At 38.0% G+C, this 17,328-nt stretch carries 12 protein-coding genes; 7 read left to right on the forward strand and 5 right to left on the reverse strand.

The genetic code is table 11. The annotated features are described in order from the left end of the window. The 3 genes from UC75_RS03340 to mgrA form a co-directional block, all read left to right on the forward strand. On the forward strand, positions 1-1,478 hold a 1,478-nt coding region (locus UC75_RS03340), incomplete at its 5' end, for a TonB-dependent receptor (protein ID WP_228137053.1). Positions 1,479-1,539: 61 nt separating this feature from the next. Continuing rightward, entirely contained in the window at positions 1,540-2,868 is a 1,329-nt protein-coding gene (locus UC75_RS03345; protein ID WP_049836676.1) for an LLM class flavin-dependent oxidoreductase, read from the forward strand. 11 nt (positions 2,869-2,879) lie between these two features. Next, positions 2,880-3,878 carry an L-glyceraldehyde 3-phosphate reductase gene (gene mgrA, locus UC75_RS03350; protein WP_049836677.1) on the forward strand — a complete coding sequence of 333 codons (999 nt, stop codon included), beginning with the start codon at positions 2,880-2,882 and terminating at the stop codon, positions 3,876-3,878. Between the two features lie 66 nt (positions 3,879-3,944). Here the strand turns inward: mgrA and UC75_RS03355 are convergent, their stop codons facing one another. From UC75_RS03355 to UC75_RS03365, 3 genes are all read right to left on the reverse strand, one after another. Beyond that, entirely contained in the window at positions 3,945-6,425 is a 2,481-nt protein-coding gene (locus UC75_RS03355; protein ID WP_128825124.1) for a TonB-dependent receptor, read from the reverse strand. Between the two features lie 211 nt (positions 6,426-6,636). Next, complete coding sequence (locus UC75_RS03360; RefSeq protein WP_049836679.1) at positions 6,637-8,301, reverse strand: arylsulfatase; 1,665 nt, start codon at positions 8,299-8,301, stop codon at positions 6,637-6,639. A gap of 117 nt (positions 8,302-8,418) precedes the next feature. Next, positions 8,419-9,240 (reverse strand): Crp/Fnr family transcriptional regulator, encoded by an 822-nt coding sequence (locus tag UC75_RS03365; protein WP_016145300.1) that lies wholly within the window; start codon positions 9,238-9,240, stop codon positions 8,419-8,421. 221 nt (positions 9,241-9,461) lie between these two features. Between UC75_RS03365 and UC75_RS03370 the strand changes: the two genes are divergently transcribed. The 4 genes from UC75_RS03370 to UC75_RS03385 all read left to right on the forward strand — a co-directional run bounded on the left by UC75_RS03370 (position 9,462) and on the right by UC75_RS03385 (position 15,115). After that, a complete protein-coding gene (locus UC75_RS03370) occupies positions 9,462-10,415 on the forward strand; it encodes a TauD/TfdA dioxygenase family protein (RefSeq protein ID WP_049836680.1) in 954 nt (317 codons plus the stop codon). Between the two features lie 72 nt (positions 10,416-10,487). After that, entirely contained in the window at positions 10,488-11,588 is a 1,101-nt protein-coding gene (locus tag UC75_RS03375; RefSeq protein WP_049836681.1) for an ABC transporter substrate-binding protein, read from the forward strand. 798 nt (positions 11,589-12,386) lie between these two features. Then, positions 12,387-12,623 (forward strand): VF530 family DNA-binding protein, encoded by a 237-nt coding sequence (locus UC75_RS03380; protein WP_003651786.1) that lies wholly within the window; start codon positions 12,387-12,389, stop codon positions 12,621-12,623. A 230-nt stretch (positions 12,624-12,853) separates the two neighbouring features. Then, complete coding sequence (locus UC75_RS03385) at positions 12,854-15,115, forward strand: ATP-binding cassette domain-containing protein (RefSeq protein WP_049836682.1); 2,262 nt, start codon at positions 12,854-12,856, stop codon at positions 15,113-15,115. A 124-nt stretch (positions 15,116-15,239) separates the two neighbouring features. Here UC75_RS03385 and UC75_RS03390 read toward each other — a convergent pair whose 3' ends face one another. After that, positions 15,240-16,544 carry an MFS transporter gene (locus tag UC75_RS03390; RefSeq protein ID WP_049837333.1) on the reverse strand — a complete coding sequence of 435 codons (1,305 nt, stop codon included), beginning with the start codon at positions 16,542-16,544 and terminating at the stop codon, positions 15,240-15,242. Positions 16,545-16,733: 189 nt separating this feature from the next. Next, positions 16,734-17,288: a TetR/AcrR family transcriptional regulator gene (locus UC75_RS03395; RefSeq protein ID WP_212771770.1), complete on the reverse strand. Its 555-nt coding sequence runs from the start codon at positions 17,286-17,288 to the stop codon at positions 16,734-16,736. Positions 17,289-17,328: the final 40 nt, after the last annotated feature.

Consider the following 17,328-nt stretch of genomic DNA (forward strand, 5'->3'; position numbering starts at 1 on the left):
ATCTGCATAAAAAAGGGAGTGCCCCGACAGGCATTGTGGTTAAAAATACTGATGCCAACTATGCAGCAGCATTATCGCCTGTTGTGGCATCTCCAACCAATCGAAGTACGGTTGAAAATACTCAAGCCTCGACTGATGATACAAATCAGGGGGTAGCGCTTACCGCAGACTGGACATTAACCAATCATCAATTATCATCCATTACAGCCTTTCGCCAATGGAAAAACACACAGATTGGTGACAGTGATCAGCTTGCTGCTCCGACACCAAATTTTGCCGGAATTGCCGATTTAGGTCATGTTAACAGTAAGCAATTTTCTCAAGAAATTAGAATTAAACCGCTTGATCATGGTTTTTTTGATTATGTCGCGGGTCTATATTTTTCAAAGAACAAAAACGATGAGACTTATCAACGTGAGTCAACTTGGTACAACAATGCCTCTAATGCTTATGTCGTAGATTTTGGTAAGGCAATCTATAACACAGACAGCACCAACTATGCTGCATTTGGTGAAGGTACCTTTCATTTCACAAATCGGTTGAGATGGATTGCTGGTTTACGTGTTACTCGAGATGAGTTGTCTTATGATCACAGCCGAGTTTCAACTGTTCCAAGCAGTGTAGGTGTCCGAAATGCCATTCGTTCTTCATTTAGCAGTGATGGATCGACCAGTGAAACTGGAGTTTCAGGCCGCATTGGACCTCAATATGACTTTACACCGAATATATTGGGCTATTTTACCTATTCGAGAGGTTATAAAGGTCCTGCATATAACGTTTATTTTAATATGCAGCAAAATGATACACCTGTCATTGATCCTGAAACGGCTAACTCTTACGAACTTGGTCTCAAATCTCAATGGCTGAATAATCGTCTGCGTGTCAATGTGGCGTTATTTAACACGGATTATGATAACTATCAGGCAAATTTTAGAACTCTCGACCCAAATGGTTTCCCGATAACCCGCTTGGTTAATGCAGGAAGTGTCTCTACCTATGGGGCTGAAATTGATTCGGTATATAAGATTAATCCAAATTGGGCACTAAACTTTTCAGGTGCCTATACACATGCACGAATTGATGACTTCAAATGTCCAGCTGCCGATACGTCATGCCCAAATGTAAATGGTAAGCCGCTGCCATTTTCTCCTGATTGGAAATTTAATACCCAGCTCGATCGCTATTTTACTCTAGCAAATAACAAGCAAATTGAACTTTCAACCCAATATGCATGGCAAAGCAAAGTTCAGTTCAGTCTCGACCAAAACCAAAACACCATTCAGGGTGCATATGGACTTTTGAATGCGAGCATTGCTTTAGCTGATACTGCTTCTGACTGGCGATTGGCATTGAATGTACGAAATATAACGGATAAATCATATGCAACCTTACTGAGCACAAATGGTAGCCGTATTACTCGTCAAGTCCCTAGAGATGATGAACGCTATTTTGGCATTTCATTCCGTAAAAATTTCTAAAAAGTATGTCTAGTACACCTCGTTTTTAACAGGTGTACACCCATCCATTGGACTGATTAAAATGAGTAATCCTTCGTCTACAAGAAAGCTTCACCTTAATTTATTTTTAGACGGTTATGGCCATCATTTGGCCAGTTGGAGACATCCAGCGAGCCAATTAAACTTGAGTCCCTATGAGCGTTACCTAAGTGCAGCAAAAATAGCTGAAGAGGGGAAATTTGATGCTATTTTTTTTGCCGATAGCTTAGCTGTTGATCCAGCAACGGCCACATCAGGCAAAATTCGCGGTAACGAAATTGAACCCCTCACATTACTTTCAGCAATCGCGACTCAAACCCGTCATATTGGGCTCATTGGGACAGCCACAACAACCTATAATGAGCCATATCATCTCGCAAGAAAGTTTGCCTCTTTAGACCAGATTTCTGCTGGACGTGCAGGCTGGAACCTTGTTACCACTGATTTTGCACTTGAAGCGAAAAATTTCAGTACAAAGGAACATGTCAAACATCAAGATCGCTATGCACGTGCTGAAGAATTTCACGATGTGGTAAAAGGACTTTGGAATAGTTGGGATGAGGATGCAGCTATTCATGATAAAGCCACAGGTATTTTCTTTAATCCAGAGAAGGTACACACGCTCAATCATTGCGGTGATATTTTTCAGGTAAAAGGTCCACTCAATATTAGCCCAAGCCCACAATCTCACCCAGTGGTGGTTCAGGCAGGCAGTTCAGAACGAGGTAAAAATCTGGCAGCTCGTACCGCAGATGTCATTTTTACTGCGCAATCTAACTTAGCCGCTGCACAGCAATTTTATAGCGATGTAAAGCAACGTCTTGAAGACTTTGATCGCCAAGAACATAAGTTAGTGGTCATGCCGGGTGTATATGTGCTTGTTGCTCATACGCATGAAGAGGCTAAGAAACAGCAACAGCTTTTAGATGAGCTCGTTGATGATGACATTGGCCTTGGGCTTTTAGGAAGAATGTTGGGCAATTTTGACTTAAGCGAAGTTGATGTTAATCAGCCTTTAGCTTCCTTAGATTTATCTGAAACCCAAACAGGGCAGCAAAGTCGCCAGCAATTGATTCAGGCACTCGGGCAAGAGCAGGGTCTAACCATTAAACAGCTCTATCAACGTATTGCATCGGGACGGGGGCATTTTTGTTTGGTTGGAACGCCAGAATATATCGCCGACCAGCTTGAGGAGTGGTTCGTTAGTGGTGCAGCAGATGGATTTAACATTATGCCGGCCGTCATATCAAATGGAATTAGAGACTTTGTCGATCTGGTTATTCCCATCCTTCAACAGCGCAATTTATTCCGCAAAGAATACGAAGGTCAAACATTAAGACAAAATCTTGGCCTCTTGGCTGCTACCGAATAAAAGGACAAAGTATGTATCTCGCAAATTCAGAACGATATCAATCATTTCAATATCGAAAAATTAAAAATAGCGGTTTGGTATTACCACCATTGTCACTTGGTTGCTGGCATAACTTTGGAGATGACACACCAATTCAGCAACAAAAATCGGTACTTTACACGGCGTTTGATCATGGAATTAATCATTTTGATCTGGCCAATAATTATGGAACACCCTTTGGAAGTGCAGAGAAAAATATTGGGCACTTTTTAAAAACCGACTTCAAGCCATATCGAGACGAACTTATTATTTCCACAAAGGCAGGCTGGGATATGTGGCCTGGACCTTATGGACAAGGTGGTAGCAGCCGAAAATACCTAATGGCTAGTCTTGATCAAAGCTTACAGCGATTGGGGCTTGATTATGTCGATATTTTTTATTCACATCGTTATGACCCAGAAACACCGCTTGAAGAAACAGCCAAGACACTTGCCGATATTGTGCAGCAAGGTAAAGCACTCTATGTGGGGATTTCTTCTGGATATACACCAGAATTAACTTTGCAGTTGATAGAATTGCTTCAGGCCTATCACGTTCCACTTACTTTGCATCAACCGATTTACAATTTTTTTGAACGTCAGATTGAACAGGGTTTAACAGAGACCTCTAAACAAGAGGGTTTCGGTGTAATTACGTTCTCACCACTGGCCCAAGGCCTATTGGCTGGACGATATCTGAATGGTGTACCTGAAGACTCACGTATTGGGCGTGGTAGTCGTTATTTACAGTCAGAGCATCTCGTTTCATTGAAGCTACAGCAAATAAAGCAGTTAAATGAAATAGCAAAGCGTCGAGACCAAACACTGGCTCAATTGTCATTATCATGGGTTTTACGTGATGAACGCATTACATCGACAATTATTGGTGCTAGTCGACCAGAGCAGATCATCGAAAACTTAAAAGCATTGCAAAACACGACGTTTAGTGCAGATGAGTTGACTCAGATTGACGCTATTTTAAATACGCCATAACTTGATACAAAATTTGCAGCATGGCTTTTTAGGAGCCAATGCTGCAATGATTATGCATTTTATTTATTAAAAGCTAAGTTTAACGGTTGCACCAATGGTACGAGGCTGACCTAAACTAGCGAGAACAATACCATTAGAAGAATTCCATGTATTGGTTACATAGGTTTCATTGGTGAGGTTTTTTACCCATAGCGCAACATCCAGTTCATTTTCACCAATACGATGTCGTGCACCTAGACTCGCATTTGTTAATCCATAGGCTTTAATGACACTGTACGGGTTATTATCTAAAGAGCCATATGACCAATCTCGCCAAGCATAACTTCCTGAAACATAGGGCTGCCAGTTATTGTGCTCAGCTAAGTCATAACGGAAATTGAAATTTGCAATCCACTTCGGTACGCCATATACACGCTCTCCAGACAGATCTTGTGTATTCACACCTGTTGGAATGCTGATATTGGATGGAGCAGGGGCATTTTTGTATTCTGTATAGGTGGTATCGTTAAGAGAACCATTAAAGTTAAGTGTAAGGCGACGAATAGGTTGATAGGTTGCATCGAGTTCAATCCCTCGGCTGCGTACTTTACCCGCATTTGCCAATACACTCACCACAGAGTTACCGACTTGTTCATAGCTTGTGGTTTGATAGTCAGAAACATCAATCCAGAATATATTGCTATTTAACTGTAAGGTATTATTAAGAAAATTCTGTTTTAATCCAATTTCATAGTTATCTGCTTTTTCAGGATCAACCTTTAACGAGTTAGCACCCGCTGCTGGTGCAGAACCAATGCTCAGGTTAAAGCCACCTGATTTCTCGCCGTGTGAATACGTTGCATAGGCCAGTGTGCTCGGATTTAAACGATAGCTGCCAGTCAGTAAGCCAGAGTAACTTAATCCATGTTGCTTCAGTTCACCCGAGTCGTATGCGCCAAGCTGGGCATTTAGTAAATTACGCTCTGCCACACTTAAACCTGAAACTGGGGTACCGCCAATAGGGTCGGTTCTGTAGATACTGGCAGACTTATCTTCATAGGTGACTCGTGCACCTGTGGTGATGTCTAGCTTCGGTGTCGCATGCCATGTACTTTGACCAAATACTGCTGAGCTTTTTGTCTCAGTTGTTCCATATGAATATGAATCTCGATTATTCAAAATATTCGATTGGCCATTTGCAATTAAGGTTCTCACGCTCGGAACGTTGTAAAGATAGAATGCGTCCGCCGTATCTCCATATAAAGAGAAAGTCGTATTGTCTAACTGTTGCTGAAAGTAATATAGGCCCGTTACCCAATCTACTTTTTGATTTCCAGCAGATGTTAGGCGTAGCTCTTGAGAGTACTGTTTATCTCGAACTGAAACACCGGCATTCGTCAATGCATTTGAGCTAATAAAATCACTGTTGGTTGGAGTGAAGTTCCAAAAGCGGTATGCACTGATCGACGTAATTTTTTTACCACTATCTAGCGACCAATTGGCTTCTGCCGATCCACCACCTTGTTCAACAGACATATGTTGTGGAGCATCTGAATGAATCTGTTTATCTTTCCAGTTGGTGTAAAGATTTTTAGCACCTGACTGTGTAGCATTTTCTAAGTAACGATTGTAGTTATTTCCATATACGGTACTGTTAAACGTTGGCCCAGCGTAGTACACGACCATCGCGCCTTGATCGTCATCTTGTTTATTGTAATCTGCAATTAAACGTAAATTAAAATTCTCTTGCGGCTTCCAGAGAATTTGACCGCGCACACCTTCGCGATCTGTATTGTTATAATCTTTACCATTATAGGTGTTATCAATAAAACCATCCTGAGTCGTTTTATAAAAGGAGAGTCGGCCTGCTACATTTTCGGATAGTGCATCTGAAAATGTTCCTTTAGCTTGCAAATAATTGCGTGAACCAAAAGAAATCTCAGCAGAATGGTCTGGGTCGAAGGTAGGCTGTTTCGAGCTAATGTTTAATAAGCCCGCCGTGGTATTTTTACCAAATAATGTCCCTTGTGGCCCGCGTAATAATTCGAGTTGAGCAATATCTAATAAATCAAATACAGCCATGCCGGGACGACCTAAGTAAACATTGTCCAGATAGACCCCAACACTCGCTTCCAAACCATCACTGGCTGGGTTATTACCCAAACCTCGAACTGCTACACTAGATTGACGAGGGTTTAAGAAAGCAACGTTAAGGCTCGGTAGGGCTTGTTGTAGATCTTCAAGTTTACTGAGTTTTTGTGTTTCCAGTGTTTTGGCACTTAAAATACTAATGGGTGTTGGAACATTTTGTGCTTTTTCTTCACGTCTTCGTGTCGTCACAATAACATCTGCAAGCTGAATGACATCATCTGCTTTACTGTTTGACTGTGAATTTGACGTACTGGCTTCCGTTACCGCTGTAGAAGAAGTGTCTTCGGCATAGACAATAGATGAATATCCTGCACACCCTATAAGTGAAATAAACAGACTTTGCGTGATTTTATTTAAAACTAATCTTTTTCTCTTGAAATGAAAGGTGTGCTTTTGAACTGACATTAATGACTCCATTTGTGTTTTCTTTGTGATGATTTTAATTTTTATGTAATTGAACACTGTCATTATCAGTACAAACTTAAGTTTATATTTTGATGATCTTATCTTTATATTTAATAGTAATTTTTAAACGTAGGCCTTTTAAAATATTGTTTAGGTGGCAAATGTAAAAGCCAGCATTAGGTGCTGGCTTAGTTCAATCTAAATACTAATCTCTTCGTTATTTTTATGCTTCAAATGGTTCTAGCTGATCATTCTGTAATAATCTTCGTTGTTGCACATTTTCAATCACACCATTTTCTTTGACATAAGTTGCCCATTCTTTGAGTAATTCATCGAGCTTTTCTGGATATTGTTTTGCTAAATCCTGAGTTTCGCCTTTATCATCTTTAAGGTTATATAGCTGCCAGCGATTTGGACCATTTGGCGCAGGGATGAAGAGTGCTTTCCATTCTCCTTTGCGCAGAGCCTTTTGCCCAAATAACTCCCAGCCTGTGACATGATCTTCACTGTGAATGTGATCTTGTTGTACTTGTAAATATGGCAAGATAGAACGACCACGTAGCGGTACCAATTGACGACCTTTATACACCTGACCAGGATGCTGAATATTTAAATAATCTAACAGTGTTGGTAGTAAATCCATGACTGTCAGAAACTCGTGACTAATCTGATTTTGGCGTTTAAACCCTGCGTAGTGAATAAAAGAAACTGTTCTAATTCCACCTTCGCTAGTATGGGCTTTATATAAGCGAGCAGGAGCGGTGGCTGCTTGTGCCCAATGTTCTCCGTACCAAACATATGAGTTTGCTCGTCCAATATTATCAATACTGTTGTCGTAATATTGCTCGATAATTTCATTAAGTTGGCCACCAAAGACGGGTAGAGCTTCAAGTTGAGCACCTTCTGCACCATTGTCTGATAGGAAAATAACAATAGTATTGTCTAATTCACCTCGATCTTTGAGATATTCCACTACACGTCCAACGTTTTGATCCATACGATCTACCATGGCCGCATAGACTTCCATAATTCTTGAAGACTTATCACGTTGCTCTTGAGTAAGATTTTCCCAGAACGGAGTTCTAGCGAGGACAGGGTGAATCGTTGTTTCTGCATCTACCAATTGAAGTTGCTTGAGTTTCTCAAGGCGTTGTTCACGCAGTTTAACGGGGCCATCTGCATAACGTCCCTTATATCGATCGATATCTTCCTGAGGTGCCTGTAAGGGCCAGTGCGGTGCAGAGAAAGGTAAGTATGCAAAAAAAGGACGTCCTTGGCGTGCTTCATCATCTTGTAAAAAGTCTAGAAGGCGAGTGGTAAAATAATCTGATGAATAAAAACCTTGTGGTAGTTCTTCCGAAAACTCATCATCTTCTGCATAGAGTCCTTTTGTTGACTTAAGTAAGCGTGGAATTTGGTCTTCTGGAATATCAGCTTCAAATAGATAATGATTGGCTGCACCAGGTAGTAGAGCAAAAGAGCGTTCAAACCCTTTTTTAATTGGAAAATATTCTGGTTTTAGTCCCAAATGCCATTTTCCAGACATAATGGTGTAGTAACCCGCATCGTTTAATAATTCTGGTAATGCGGCCACTTTGTTATTTAATACACCTTCATAGCCTTCTTTACCTTCGAGTTCTGGGGTGAGGGCCTCTGCCATGGTTCCTAAACCAGCTAAATGATGGTCAGTACCTGAAAGTAACATCGCACGAGTGGGGGAGCAGGTTGATGCCGTATGAAAATTAGTAAGTCTTAAGCCGTTTAATGCTAATTCATTCAAATGAGGTGTATTGATTTCTCCGCCAAAAGCACCTAAATCTGAAAAGCCTAAATCATCTGCCACAATCAATAAAATATTAGGTTGTTTTTTGATATTTACATCTGTCATGTTTTATCCAACAAAGCGACTAAAATGCTTAGTGTAAATATGACAAATTTTTATTCTGTTTCTATTCTGACAGTTATCTCCTAATAAAATCATATCATTATGACAAAAGCAGATATATCAAAGAAACTTGGTGGTAGTGTGCAACTGATGAGTCTGTGCAATATCGCTTAGTTTTTCAAAGTCCAAAATAAAGATTTGGTTGTATTTAACCTCAATGATGTTTTGGTTCGAAAGTGCTGCTAGTTCTTTATTAATGCTTTGTCTCGAAGTCTGCAAAAGTTCTGCCAGATTTTCCTGACTCAATTTGAGATTCAGTAAAATTTTATCTTTGTCCTGATAGGAATGATAATCCACTAGAAAAACTAGTTTTTTAGCGAGACGTGTTTGCAATGTTTCAGTTGAATAAATGAAATTTTGTTCACGATTTAGCTGTGTTCTTACACAGATTAATTTCAACACCATAAACAAAGCATCTGCGTTATTTCTGATGACATCCATAAATAATTGCCCAGGAAGGTTGGCAATTACCGTTCTACCTTGTGCAATATGGTCGTGAAGTAGGGGTTGACCCGTTACGATCGGAACAATATTGATTAATGTACCTGAGGGCACAAAAATATCGGTGTGATATTTACCTTGCGATGTGCTCCAGCCAAGTTTAAGTGCGCCTTCAAGCAAAATATTGATATCAGTGCACGGATCATTTTGATTGTATATCGTTTGATTATGATAATACTTTCTTATTTTTAAATGCTGAATAAGCGTAGATTTCTCTGTATTAGATAAAGATTGAATAACCTGATAGTTTTCTAAAATACGAATACTTTTATGAATAAATTCATTCGTTATAATTTGATGATCCGAAGATTGTCCGCCGTCAAAATCATTCTGATATTTTGAGATAGGATTCCTAAACTCGATAATTGATGATGCTTTCATGATAAATCAGAGATATAAACTAAGATTTTAAACAGCTTATCAGAGTTAAAATTTATTCAAATTTCAAAAAAATATAATTTCATATTTAATTTTCATATGTGCGTGTTATTAATTATTTAAATATCAAAATATTTTTTTACGTGATGGATTGTCTCTGAAATAACAGAATATGCCGCCGTTTCTGATAAAAATTCAGTCATATATTATGACAGGAAATTAATATGACTACATTTATTCAGAAACCAGCACAACAACTACACGTTAAAAAATTAACTGGTCGAATTGGGGCTGAAATATCAGGCATTCATTTAAGCTCTGAGCTTGATTCATCTACAGTTCAGTTTATACACGATGCGCTACTTGAGCATAAAGTACTGTTCTTTCGTGGCCAGCAACATTTGGGGGACACCGAACAAGAGAAATTTGCAGAATTGTTTGGTTCACCTGTTAAACATCCAACAGTACCAGCAGTGGATGGCACAGATTTTATTTTTGAACTTGACTCACAAAAAGGTGCACGCGCCAATTCTTGGCATACTGATGTTACTTTTGTGGATGCTTATCCTAAAATTAGTATCTTGAGAAGCCTAATCATCCCTGAAACAGGTGGTGATACAACTTGGGCAAATACCGAAACTGCCTATGAAGATCTTCCTGAGCTTTTAAAGCAATTTGCTGAACAGTTGGTGGCTGTTCATTCAAATGAATATGACTATGGTGGACCAAAACAAAATGTTGAGCCGGAACAACTCGAAAGACTGAAGAAAATTTTTGTATCTACCAAGTATGAGACAGAGCATCCAGTAGTCGTATTACATCCAGAAACTGGCAAGAAAAGCCTATTACTGGGGCATTTTTTCAAACGACTTGTAGGATTTAGTCAAAGTGATTCACAGCTTTTATTTAATATTTTACAAGAAAAAGTAACGCGACCAGAAAATACCGTACGCTGGCAATGGCAGGAAGGAGATGTGGTGATTTGGGATAATCGCTCTACACAGCACTACGCGGTTAACGATTATGGTGATCAACATCGCGTTGTACGCCGAATTACACTTGCCGGTGAAGTAACGACTGGTGTACATGGCTTAAAAGGTAAAACCACATTACCCAAAGATTTATCAGCAGAACAACTCGAAAAAGCCAAGCTTCATGCTGTTTTAAATGCCAACTAAATACCATTTTAAACATGCAAAACGTCACTGTCGTTAAGCAGTGACGTTGTATGTGTTGTTGAGAAAAACGATATGGCCACACTATCAAAACGTAATCGATTTATCTGGATTATTCCTGCACTTATTTTTGTCGCTTTGCTTCTGTTTATTTTCAAACCATCTTCATCAGCACCATCAAAAACAACGAATCAGACTGAAAACATTGTAAAAATTAGAATTGCTGTACCTGATTTAAGCAGTAGTGAAAGACACAGTAGCGGCACACCTTTAGTTGATTATATTTATTTAAATCAGTTACTTGAAAAAGAATTTTCAAAGAAAAACATTCAGGTTGAATGGCAATTTTTTAAAGGTGCAGGGCCTGTAATTAATGAAGCCTTGGCCAATAAACAATTGGATTTTGCTTTTTTAGGCGACTTAGCAGCCATTATTGGTAAATCGAATCAAATCGATACGACTTTATTGGTAGCGACTGGACGGCACATAGATGCTTATTTGGGTGTTTTGCCAAATAAAGGATATAGCAGTCTCGAACAGTTAAAAGGTAAACGAATAGCAATTTTTCAAGGAACTGCTATGCAATTATCGTTTGATCAATATATCGAGCGATATGGCTTTACTGAAAAAGATTTCCGCATTATTAATTTAGATCCTGCTGCGGCCAATGCAGCACTTGCAGCGAAGCAAATTGATGCTAGCTGGGGTTTAATGCCAATTCTAGCGCTCAAACAACAGAAAATTGTAGAAGTTCCTCTGAGTACTGGGCAGAGACAGGATGGAGCTGGCACAATTCAATCAGGTTTGGTAGGTCGTAGTGAATTTATTAAACAACATCCTGAAATTGTCCAAACATTGGTCAATACAGTTTTACAATCAGCACATTGGGTTTCACAGCCTGAAAACCGCGATAATGCCATTCAACTTGTCACCAAAAATGCAGGATTACCAACAGAACTCTATGCATTAAGTCTACAAGACAAAGCCTTAAAAACAGTTTTTTCACCACTTTTGGATGAATATTATCTAGGGCATCTACAAGAAGGTGTACAGACTGCATTAAAGGCCAAACTGATAAAACGCGATGTTGATGTAAAACAATGGCAAAATGCTGAGTTTGTAGAACGAGGTATTCAACAGTTGAATTACGTCAATTATTGGAATTCTTCAAAATAAAATTATGAAATTAATTTAACTGTGCAAAAAGACCTTAACAAAGGTCTTTTTTATAAACCTCATAATACGCACCTAAAATAACTAATGTTTCTTTGTGGAGGCAACAAGTACAGTTCAACGTACGGCAACAGAATCAAGGACTTAATAGTGAATTATATAACTGTTCGTATAATGTATATTATGTTAAATAGAAGATTTGGAAACCTACCATAGATAAGGCTCTGGCTACTCTGCATTGTTACTACGCCGTTTATACTTCTCTACACTGAATTATTAAAAGCTTGCCCAACTGTATCTGGTGCTCAAGCAACTTACTAGGCCTTAGCGCGCTTAGCGACTTAAACTGACTAACCCTATTTCTAATCTTAGGCAGAAAAGCACTCTAGGCAGCCTTCTACAAAATGTCATTACATTTTTAATTTGCCCTAGCTAGAACGCGTAAGCTACTTACCACCTTTACGGGCTTCATTTTTCGCTACTGGCTACTGCGATACAGATTTCTTTCCCTAAATCGCCTTTTGGACATTAAAGTTATTAATTTGCTTAGGCTAAATTTCAACACACAAAATATTTTATATATTATTGAAATTTATAAATATATTTTTAAAATACCCTTTACAGGCTTAGAAAAACTGATATAGTACGTGCGTACAGCTATTCTTTGGATTTCTATCACATTAGCCAATTTTGATAATTAATTACAGTCTAATATGCTTCGGGATGAGTTTTCGCAATTCCTCTCATTTTCCAACTAGCTCAGGTTATAATAATGAACTCCAAAAATATTGTTGATCTATTATGAACGCCTCCAATGACCCTTTACACGGCAAAAAACTTGCTGACATTTTGGATGAATTATTGGATTACTACGGTGGATTTGAAGGCTTAAGTCGTAAAATTGAAATTAGATGTTTTTGCATAGATCCAAGTGTTAAATCATCATTACGATTCTTACGTACCACACCGTGGGCACGTGAAAAAGTAGAAAGCTTATATTTGTATGTCTTACGCCAAAAAGCCAAACAGAAATCATAGCTATCAAAACTCTAGCTTCAGTATTTTATAGTGGTGGACTGCCACCACTCCCCTAGACAAATTTAGTCTATTCTTAAGACCTTTTTAGTAGGAAAATATGTATTCATAGCTTCCTAACAATTAAGCCCTATAAGTTGAATATTTAAACAATTCATTTAAGAAACATCTACACGCTTTTCATAAGTTTTATTTTACTTTTACTATAAATCCCTAAGTTCAAGTGATCACACATGACTAAAAGAACAATAAATATTTATGGAGCCAGACAAAATAACCTTAAAAATATTTCATTAAAAATCCCAAAACATGAAATTGTTGTCTTTACTGGAGTCTCTGGCTCAGGTAAATCTTCTTTAGTTTTTGAAACCATTGGCGCAGAAGCACAAAGACAAATTAATGAAACTCAAGATAGTTTTGTCCGTAATCGTTTACAGCATTTTGGCGTGGCTGACGTTGATAAAATTGAGAATTTAAATGTACCTGTCATTATTAATCAAAAACGTTTAACAGGTAACATCCGCTCAACCGTTGCAACAATTACAGATATTTACGCCAATCTTCGCTTATTATTTTCACGTATGGGTGAACCATTTGTTGGATATTCGAATGTTTTTTCTTTTAATCATCCCAATGGCATGTGTCCACAATGCGAAGGTATTGGTTTAGAGCAAACAATTGATATTTATAAAATATTAGATTTAGATAAATCTTTAAATGAAGAAGGCGCTATCAATTTTCCTACCTATCAACCTACAGCATGGCGTTGGACTCGATATGCAGATTCAGGTTATTTCGACTTAGATAAAAAGTTAAAAGATTATAGTGAAAAAGAATGGGACTTGTTGTTGTATGCCCCTCAACACAAACCTTTGAATCCAACAAGTAAATGGAGAAAAACTGCACTTTACGAAGGATTGGTGACCAGATTTGAACGTAACTTTTTAAAAGGAGAAACGCGGGAAAGAAATCGTTATGGGCATAAGCTTGAGCAGATTATTACAACCAAAGAATGTTCTTTATGCAAAGGCCAACGGCTTAATCAAGAATCTTTATCTTGTAAGATTAACGGAAAAAATATTGCTGAATGTACAGCTCTATCTGTATCAATGCTTTTAGAGTTTATAGAGTCCATAAAAAGTGAGAAATTTGAAACCGTTTTACATGAGCTCATTAATAAGCTGAGCAACTTAAACTTAGTTGGTCTCAGTTATTTAAATCTTAATCGTGTGAGCAATACATTATCGGGCGGTGAATCACAACGAATCAAAATGGTTAAACATTTGGGTAATAGTCTAGTTGATCTGCTCTACATTTTTGACGAGCCAAGTATTGGGCTGCATCCAAAAGATTTAGATAATATTATTAAAATCATTCAAAAGATTAGAGATAAAGGAAATAGTGTTTTACTGGTTGAACATGACCCTGATCTTATTAGAACGGCTGACCATGTCATTGATATGGGTCCTCTTTCTGGTGTCAATGGTGGTCAAATTATTTACCAAGGAACTTTCGAAGAATTAAAGAACTCATCAGGTTTAACAGGCCAGTTTTTTAAAAGACCAAATACCTATAAGAAAATGCCACGTATGAGTAATGAATGGATTTCGATTAAAAATGCTCATTTATTCAATCTAAAAAATATTGATGTCGACATTCCCAAAAATTGTCTAAGCGTTATTACAGGTGTTGCGGGTTCTGGAAAAAGTACGTTAATTAGCAAAGTGTTACCACAACAATATCCTGAAACAAAAGTGATTGATCAATCTGCAATTACTGCAAGCATTCGGTCAAATTTACTGACCTATCTAGACCTTCTTGATCCGATTCGCCAACTATTTGCAAAAGCAAATAAAGTGAGTGCTAAGCTCTTTAGTTTTAACAGTGAAGGTGCTTGTCCTCAATGTAAAGGATCAGGTATCGAGAAAATTGAACTCGCATTTTTAGATGATGTCGAAATGACATGTGACCTTTGTCACGGCTCAGGATACGCCCCAGAGGTGCTGAAATATCACTATAAAGATAAAAACATTGCTGAAATATTGAAAATGACTGTTACAGAAGCCAGTCACTTCTTTGAAGATCGTAATTTGCAGCAGCAATTTAATTCATTGGTAAGCTTGGGGTTAGACTATATTGCAATCGGCCAACGCTTAAATACTTTTTCCGGTGGCGAGCGGCAAAGATTAAAACTCTCAAAAGAGCTCAATGAAACAGATAATATTTTTGTATTAGATGAGCCAAGTACAGGTTTACACCCTTCTGATACTGAAAAATTAATTAGTTTATTAAATAGCTTGGTTGAAAAAGGCAATACGATCATCGTTATTGAACATAATCTAGACATTATTAGCCAAGCAGATTGGATTATTGATATTGGTCCATTAGCTGGTGACAAAGGTGGTGAATTGGTGTTCTCTGGAACTGTTACCAGTTTGCTTTCAGCAGAAAAATCATTCACAGGTCACTATTTGAAAAAATATCTAGAGCTGTAAAGATTTGATTAACTAGCTTGGCACAAACAGTTTTTTAATTTGAGAGCCCTCTAGACTCTCAAATCTCTAATTGCAGTAAGAAACACTCAAGCAATCTCTACCGCCCATTCACTTATAAATAGCCCTATGACCGATACTTAGCCTGAATCATCAACATAATAATAACGAATAACGAAGGGATCGCAGCAATCACAAATAAATGGGTAATGACCAGAAATTGAGAAAGATAGCCACCAAATAACGGACCAATGACCGAACCTAAACGCGCAATTCCGATACTCCAGCCCACCCCAGTGGTACGAAGTGAAACTGGGTAATAACTCGCAGACAGCGCATTAATGGCAGGTTGTCCGCCCACAATCGCAAAGCCCGCAATAAAAATGATGACAAATAATAAAACGATATGGCTAACAGCATAGCCAATTAAAGCAACACTAATCACTGCAACCAAAAAAACAGGAATTAATACTTTATAAAATCCAGTCTTATCGATTTTCAGACCCATCACAACACTACCAATCGTACCGCCTAATTGTAGAGTAGAGCCGATCATCAGTGCCTGATTTAATGAAAGCCCTGACTCTTTGGACAAAGTCGGTAGCCAGTTCGCCAGAAAATAGAGACTGATCATATTTAAAATACTGATGATCCAGATGGAATAGGTAAAAAACGCACGCTTATTTTTAAATAACTCAAGCGGAGACTTCTTAACCTGAACTTCAGTCGTATTGATGATTTTCATCTCTGAATTAAATGTTAATGCAGGATAAAATTTCTTTAACCAAAATAAAATTTTGGGCGTGTTTTTGCTATTTTCACTTAAGAAATATAAAGACTCTGGCAGCTTAAAGAACGTGATAAAGAAAATAATTAAAGGAACAATACCGCCAAAATAGAAAATCGCCTGCCATCCTCCCCAAGGAACTAATAAGGCGGATATGCCTCCTCCCAACATTGCCCCGACCGTATAGCCACAAGAAATGACCATCATGGTAAAAATACGAGATTTATATGGAACAATTTCGGAGCTATAAGCCATGACATTTGGCATGATACCGCCTAAAAAAATTCCTGTAACAAAGCGGATTGCAGTCAATTGCTCAATATTGCCGACATGTGGTGTGACCAGCATCAATATGGAGAACATAAAGGTCGAGATCAGTAATATTGGACGGCGGCCAAAACGATCGGAAAGTGAACTTAATAAAAATGATCCGACAAATAAACCAAATAAGCTGGCGCTAAACACAACGCCTAACATTGTTTTATGAACGCCCCATTCTTCAATAATCATGGGGGCTGCGTAAGCCATAGACTGAATGTCATACCCATCCATAATCATTAGCAATAAACAGGTGAATAAAATAAATTTCTGATAACGCCCAACTTTCTGCTGATTGATCAAATCACTTAATGCAACTTCTTTCATGGTCATCCCTTCTCCATGTTGCGCTTTAAATTATTCTCATTTTAATTACGTTATTCATAATTAATTTACGAATAACGTAAAACAAAATAACAATATTATCCCCACAAAGTCAAAAGATTATTTTTTGATTTATCGCAAAGCGCGTATGGTCTGCTCATCACACCATATCTTTAAATTATTCTTTTATATTCAAATGTTTGTTTTAAAAAACAGCTCTAGCATGACATCTCTTTCTTCCAAACTATTGGAACTTAGGAATTGCATCATCAAGCCATCGATTAGATTTAACACCATGTTGGCATCGGGTTTTATTGCACAAGTTTCTAGACTAAAAACCAGATCAAAAATCTCATGAAGTAGCCATTTTCGATATTCAACCGCCATGCGGTAACCCTGCGAATAAACGAGTTTAATTTCAAATATGACTTTGATTAATAAGTGATACAGGCTATTAGTACAGACATGTAAACGCACAATTTCTTTGAGTTTATCGTTTGAGGTGCGGTAGCGGTTTGAGTAAATAATTGACAGTACTTCTTCTTTAAGCAGTCTCTTTTGAAAGGCGATACACATTTCAATCAGGCGCTCTTTTGAGGCGAAGTAGTTATAAAAAGTGGTTTTGTTTATTTCAGATTCTTTCACAATCAGGTCTATTCCCGCTGTATGAAAACCATGGGTGGTAAATAAGCGTATCGCCGTACGAATAACCTGTAATTTTTTGGAAGAGATTTCTAAATTTGACATAGTTTTACCGTTATAAATTCTTGTTGTTTCTAAAAGAGAT

The sequence above is a fragment of the Acinetobacter sp. V2 genome, from assembly GCF_001188385.1.
In the GTDB taxonomy this organism is placed as follows: domain Bacteria; phylum Pseudomonadota; class Gammaproteobacteria; order Pseudomonadales; family Moraxellaceae; genus Acinetobacter; species Acinetobacter oleivorans.